The following is a 6,105-nucleotide window of genomic DNA, read 5'->3' as shown; positions in this document are numbered from 1 at the left end:
GAAAAATCGTTGTAAATTGCTTTCAAAAATTCGTAACTTTGCGATGAGTTACAACGGGCGCAGATAACGGAAGTCTAAAAGTGCGGTTGTAAATTGCTTTCAAAAATTCGTAACTTTGCGATGAGTTACAACCAACTTCGGCAACTGCCATTTGAACAGCTTGTTGTAAATTGCTTTCAAAAATTCGTAACTTTGCGATGAGTTACAACACTATGTGCCAACCATTGAAAACGGTTTGGGGTTGTAAATTGCTTTCAAAAATTCGTAACTTTGCGATGAGTTACAACCTCAAAAAATAATCCTCTGGGTGTCAGAGGATTATTTTTTATTTTAGAAATCAAAAATTTGCACAAAAACGCCCTTAAAACCATTTTTAAAGTAGTTTTTCCAAGGCTATTTTTTAGAATAACTCCAATTGCTGGTACATCGGAGGCGGGTCTTCCTGCACTTTGCCGTGAAAAATTTCCATATTCTCAAATTGCTTGTCCGTGATGGTCATCACCGCCACTTTTCCGTATTTGGGAAGCATCGCCTTGACGCGTTTTTTGTGTATCTCGGCGTTTTCTCGGCTCGGACAATGTCGCAAATAAATCGAAAATTGAAACAACGAAAATCCGTCGTCTTCCAAGCGTTTTCGGAAAAGATTCGCCGCCTTTTGCATCGCCTTGGTTTCCGTCGGCAAATCGTATAAAACCATTACCCACATAATTCGATAAGCGTTAAATCGTTCGGAATTCATATCATTTCAGGATAAGAAATTTGTCGTTTTTCGCTCGTATAACATTTGTATAACGATGATACTGTGTGTTTTACACTCACCAATAGCGGTCGCATCTGTTCGTCTATTTTGACATCTTTGGTGGCGATTTGCAAAAAATGGGCTTTGGCTTCTTTGGTCAGTTCTTCCGCATTCGGATTGGCTTCTAACCACTTGATAACCAGCAAATCCACAAACGGCCGGTAGGGTTCCATCAGGTCGTCTGCCAAGCAATAGGCGTTGTATTTATTTTTGTGAAAAATTCCCAAAACAGGCAACAAACCTGTCTCCACAATCGCTCTCGCAACGATACTTCGCAACACCGAATAACCGAAATTAAAGAATTGATTGGGCGAATTTCCGAAGCGTTCTCGCAGAAAATCAGGACTTACCAAATACTTCCAATAGTGCTGTGCAGCGATGCCTTCCATATTGGTAGTGTCGCCCGATTTTACATTTTTGAGGTAGTCGTACATCGGTTCGGAAAAGTTTCCCAATCTTTCCAAAACAGCAATTTGATTGGCGATTTTACTTTCTACCGTCTGCTTCCAGAGTTGTTTTTTGAGGGGTTCAGAGGCCTCTATTTGGTCTTTTATCCGTTGGGAATAGGTGGAATTTCCGTGCAAAGGCAACATCTGTCCGTGTGGCAAATGGTGGGCATCACAACTGATAATCACCACATTACTTCCCATCAACTGCTGAATGAGCTGATGGGAAATGGTAATCTGAAAATGGTCCAGCATCAACAAACCCAAATCTTCTACTGGAACGCTCCCCTTCTCTGCTCTAGTTTCGGGACAAACGATTTTCATCTGTTGGTCTTTCAGCTTCAAATACGCTGGATTGCCAATATAAATGGAGCGGTAAAGCATAGTTTTAATGTATTACTTTAACAATATTTCCCAAACGATCTATTTCGAGTTTCCAACAGACAGATTTTATCATTATTGGTACTTTCTCTCCTTTGTTATTTATTTCAAAAACTGTATTTTGGTCGTAAAAATTTTGAATTCTTTCACTCTTACTATTAGTCCCATTTTCATTTTTAACAATTTCAAAAGCATTCACATTAGGTACAAAATGTCCTTCTCCTCCCGTACAACTTACAAATTTATAAACCCTCTTTATTTGTTCTTTGTTGAGATTGTTAAAATCTACCAAATGAGGGTGTTCTTGTTCCTCTTCCGTAGGTACATAAACTAAATCATTGGGTGACAAGGAAAACAATAGTCGGTTTCCTTTCTCGTTCATATCAGGACAAGAAGGCATACCTTGTTTTTGGCGTTCAATAACAATGTTTAAAGGTATGGTTTCGTAACTTCTATTCCCTTCTTTATCGCTATAAATTGCAAAAAAGAGATTGGTTCCTTTGGCTGCTTCTACAAATTTAGTGTTTTTGTTTCCTAAATTTCCTAAATTAAATTTGCTTCCCATTTCAAAAACTCGAACTTTATAAATGGGTTTGTGCTGTACTCCATCATTAAATTGAGTAATGTTTTCATTCATTTCATCAATTCCTTCGGGCGAAAATGCCAACTCTGAACTTCCTTTGTACTTCAAATAATTTAGTAAAATTTTCTGAATACCCGTATCTGTAACTGATGCTATTTTCTTTTCATCAAAAGTCGTATCCAATGATTTTCTTGTTGCTGTAAGAATTTTTCCTTTGGAAACTTTTATTCTATCCAAATGTACTTGCCCTGAAACCGTATCCTTATGCAAAGGCTTCCTAATTGCCCAATTATCTCCTTTGGTCTGTTTTGCAAATACTTTTTTCATAGAACCATCAGCTTGTTTTTCCCATTTTTGGCAATAATTTACCGACTTGTTAATGACTCTGTTATTTTGCTTGAAACTCACAATAATCTGTTCCAACGCCTCTTTGGCATCTTGCGTAAAGGTTTCCCAAGGCTTGTAAAATTGTTTAAAAGCATCTCGTTCTTTACCGTCTTTTGTATACTTTTCTTTTCGCTGTAATTTAGTTTTCAAATCATATCGCTTCATATCTGATTTGGCAGATTCATTATTCATCAAATTGATATGATCACGCGTAGCACAAGCAATTACCAAAGCATCCACAGCGTGATGACGATGGTCAATGCGTTTTTTCTGAAATCCTTTACTGTGTTCAATCGGAACTGTCGGCAACATTTTTTGATGCTTTTCACTATATGCCGTGAAAGCATCTGTATTCAGTAAAATATTCAATCTCTCAAATCGAGGAAGTATTGATTCATTCCACACATCGTTCAATCCCCAATCTTGTTTTAATCGAGTAGTTATTTTTCCTGTACAGAAAATTAAATTTTTAGAATTTACGCCATCATCATCGCTTTCTACTCTTACAATTTTCGATAAAATTTGCGAAACATATTTACTAATATAGCGAGTATCATTGATTTGCCTTGCCACCATTTTTTCTGGAATTTCTTCCATCAAAAGCTTTTCGCGTTTTACCCTGTTATTGGCATAAGTTTTTGACACGAAATCTTTATATTGTTCTTCTGAAAAAATAGTTACTATTTTATCTCCTATCTGTATCTTTTCGCCGTGATGATTTTTAATAAATTCAAAACCTAATTGATTATCTTTTAAACCATTAACAGCCGATTCACAAATAACTTTGTTTGAGAAACTATCATCAAAAAATTTACTTTGCGGAATGATATGTTCTATCTGATAATTATCTGTAAATAATTTATTTAGCGGAATTATTTCTCCTGTGTAAGGCGATTGATATTTTTGTTCTAACCATAACTTATAGCGTTGCAGCTCAGATTTGGTTGGTTCTGATTTTTTTGAAATAATATAGATTTCGTCTTTCTTGTCTCCTTCTTTTTTAAGTTCATCTTCTGAAAATAATCCCAAAACACCTTCTTCATAAATTTTCAAAATCTCCAATTGTGATGGCGAATACGGACGCACATTTTCAACTTTTTTGTCATTTGCCATTTCCATTAACAAAGCCTTTAATCGAAGATTCGTAGCCTCGTTTTTGTTATTTTTTTTAGTTTCATCGTTTCTTTCTTCGGCAGTTTTCTTTAATTCACGCCCCATTTCTATATGAATTTCCGAAAAGAAATCTTTCTCTCCATTGCCATACGATTGCCAAACATCTCGAACCACACGCAAAGTTTCTGTAACAATCTGTTCTACAATAGGGTTTCGCAACGAATGCTGTCTGAAATTTTTTAAAAATTCCTGCAAATCTTCAACTGATGTCCATTTTTGTAAATCACTACTTTCGGAATGACGATTATATACTACATATTGAGCCAACCACAATGGTAACCCTTGAAAATCAGCATCTTTATTTAATTGGAATTTAAACACTTGCTCTCGTACATTCAAAGGAATATCTTCACTAAATTCCCCATTGATAATGAACTGAATACGAGATTGTATTGCTTTTGGAATTTGATTGAAATCCCAAAATTTTCCAAAACGCATCAAAGGCAACAGTTTTTTGATGGCTTTTTCCGAAAAACTTCCATATTCACTCGGATAAGGCTTTATGTTTTTAAAAGCTTCCACAAAAGATTCTGTATCCAAGCCATATTTTATAGCATATTTTTTCAATGCTTTTTCAAAATCTAATTTATCTGTGACAGAATAAATTAAATGCCACAAATGATATTCTTTCTCTTTGGTATAAAAATCAACTGGCAGATTGGTTACCTTCTCGAATCTCTTACGAATTTCATACCCAGTTTCGTTCATCGGATAGGTTTTCGATTCGTCTTTTACCTCGTCATAAACATAATTCCAACGATATAGAGCCGTTTGTCTTTTGACTTCGTCTTTAAATGCCTTCGATTTTGCATTAGGAAACTCATTTTTAATCTTTTGAGTAACAAAGTAATCTAAAATATGCTTATGATTAACTTCTTTTTGATTCATCAAAAATTCAAACAGATTTTCTTTATCTTCTATTGAACTAATAAATAATGAAGTAACATCTTTATTATCAAATTTTTCATAAATTTTCAAATTATACATCCATTGTAAAACTCTAAATTCTTGAAAATAAGGATTTGATTTTGGTAATACTTTTAGATATTCGTTCCTCTCAATATTGTTGCCTTCTTTATCTGTGGTTTGGTATTTTCGGTATTCAAACGAACAATGAGAAATAGTAGATTTTTGACTTTTCAGAGGTCTTTGATAAAAAATAATATCGTCCACAAAAAGATAGACAAACCCTCTGCCTGAAATACTTTTTCTATGTGCTTCATTATGAGGATATAGCTCTTCAACACAGGCTTTATACAAGTAATTGGTAAAGATTTCGGGTTGTAATTCTATTTGTTTTTTCAGAATTTTTATAAGTTCCTCTTTGTAAAACTTTCTTTCAATGGTTCTGATGAGTTTCCCTCTGATTTTTTGATTCGGCTCTTGAAGTAGTGTATCGTAAATGTAAGTGCCTACTGTTTTTTCAGAATGATGAATTTTATCTTCTGTACTTTTTTTAATTGCAATCCAATCTTCTTCTGAATTTACGGCTTTAAAACTTCTTTTTTCTCTTCCATCTTTTTTATCTAACTTTATCGTACCATCTTCATTAAGTTCTTCGGTAACAATAAATTCTTTTATTTTGCCTTCCCAATCCAAGAAATTCTTACTAGTGCGACGATAAATCCAACCATTTTCCAAATGTACATTATACCAAGTATCGCCTTTTTTATCCTTATCTCCCTCTTCTACTTTTAGCACTTTCAGAGCGTAAAATTTTACAGATTTATTTTCATCTGTTTGTTCTTCTTCACCTCTCAACTGGTAATAACCTCTTTTTTGATTGAAATTCAACAATATCCAAGCCAATTCTTCTTTGGATATTTTCTCGCTGAGTGCTTTTTTTCTTAAGTAATAGATTGTCCAATCATAAGGGATTTGGCTTTCTTTTCCATTCGGCTTTATATAAAATAATTGTGGTTGCTGTTGTCTGAAATCAGCAACCATCTCCTCAAAACTTGATTTAAAAATAAACTCGAATTTATCTTCCTCATTTTTAGCATACGGAAGTTTAGGTTCTTGATTTTCTTTGAATTGCCCCAATCGTTCCTCAAAATCAATCGCATCAGCATAATGGTTGGGTAAAAAGCCCAAAACATTTAACACTCTATGTAAGCGTTCTCTTCTTAGGTTATCTCGCTGATATAGTTTTCTTACACTTCTAAATTCTGTTCTTTTAGCTGTTTGGGACACAGAATTTCCTTTATCAAAATCTCCTAAAATTTCCTGAGACATCGGAATAATTCTGCTTCCCATTCCGATGATTTTTCCGTATTTTTCTTCAAAATTCCTCTGAATCAACGCCCAACCGATGGAGTTGGTTCCTAAATCAAGTC

Annotated in this window: 3 protein-coding genes; all 3 read right to left on the bottom strand. The window is 34.5% G+C overall.

Annotated elements, in window-relative coordinates:
- Positions 1-400: 400 nt before the first annotated feature.
- Positions 401-739, bottom strand: a complete 339-nt coding sequence (gene cas2, locus Q4D72_RS12000; protein WP_303078163.1) for a CRISPR-associated endonuclease Cas2 — start codon at positions 737-739, stop codon at positions 401-403.
- A complete protein-coding gene (gene cas1, locus Q4D72_RS11995) occupies positions 736-1,629 on the bottom strand; it encodes a type II CRISPR-associated endonuclease Cas1 (RefSeq protein WP_303078162.1) in 894 nt (297 codons plus the stop codon). The genes cas2 and cas1 overlap by 4 nt, the downstream gene beginning before the upstream one ends.
- Before the next feature lie 4 nt (positions 1,630-1,633).
- Positions 1,634-6,105, bottom strand: a 4,472-nt coding sequence (cas9, locus tag Q4D72_RS11990; protein ID WP_303078161.1) for a type II CRISPR RNA-guided endonuclease Cas9, incomplete at its 5' end; no start/stop codon positions are given.

Source organism: Capnocytophaga sp. (assembly GCF_030532915.1).
Taxonomy (GTDB): domain Bacteria; phylum Bacteroidota; class Bacteroidia; order Flavobacteriales; family Flavobacteriaceae; genus Capnocytophaga.
Note: the sequence above shows the minus strand (reverse complement) of the source record. Positions and strands in the feature narration are given on the sequence as shown.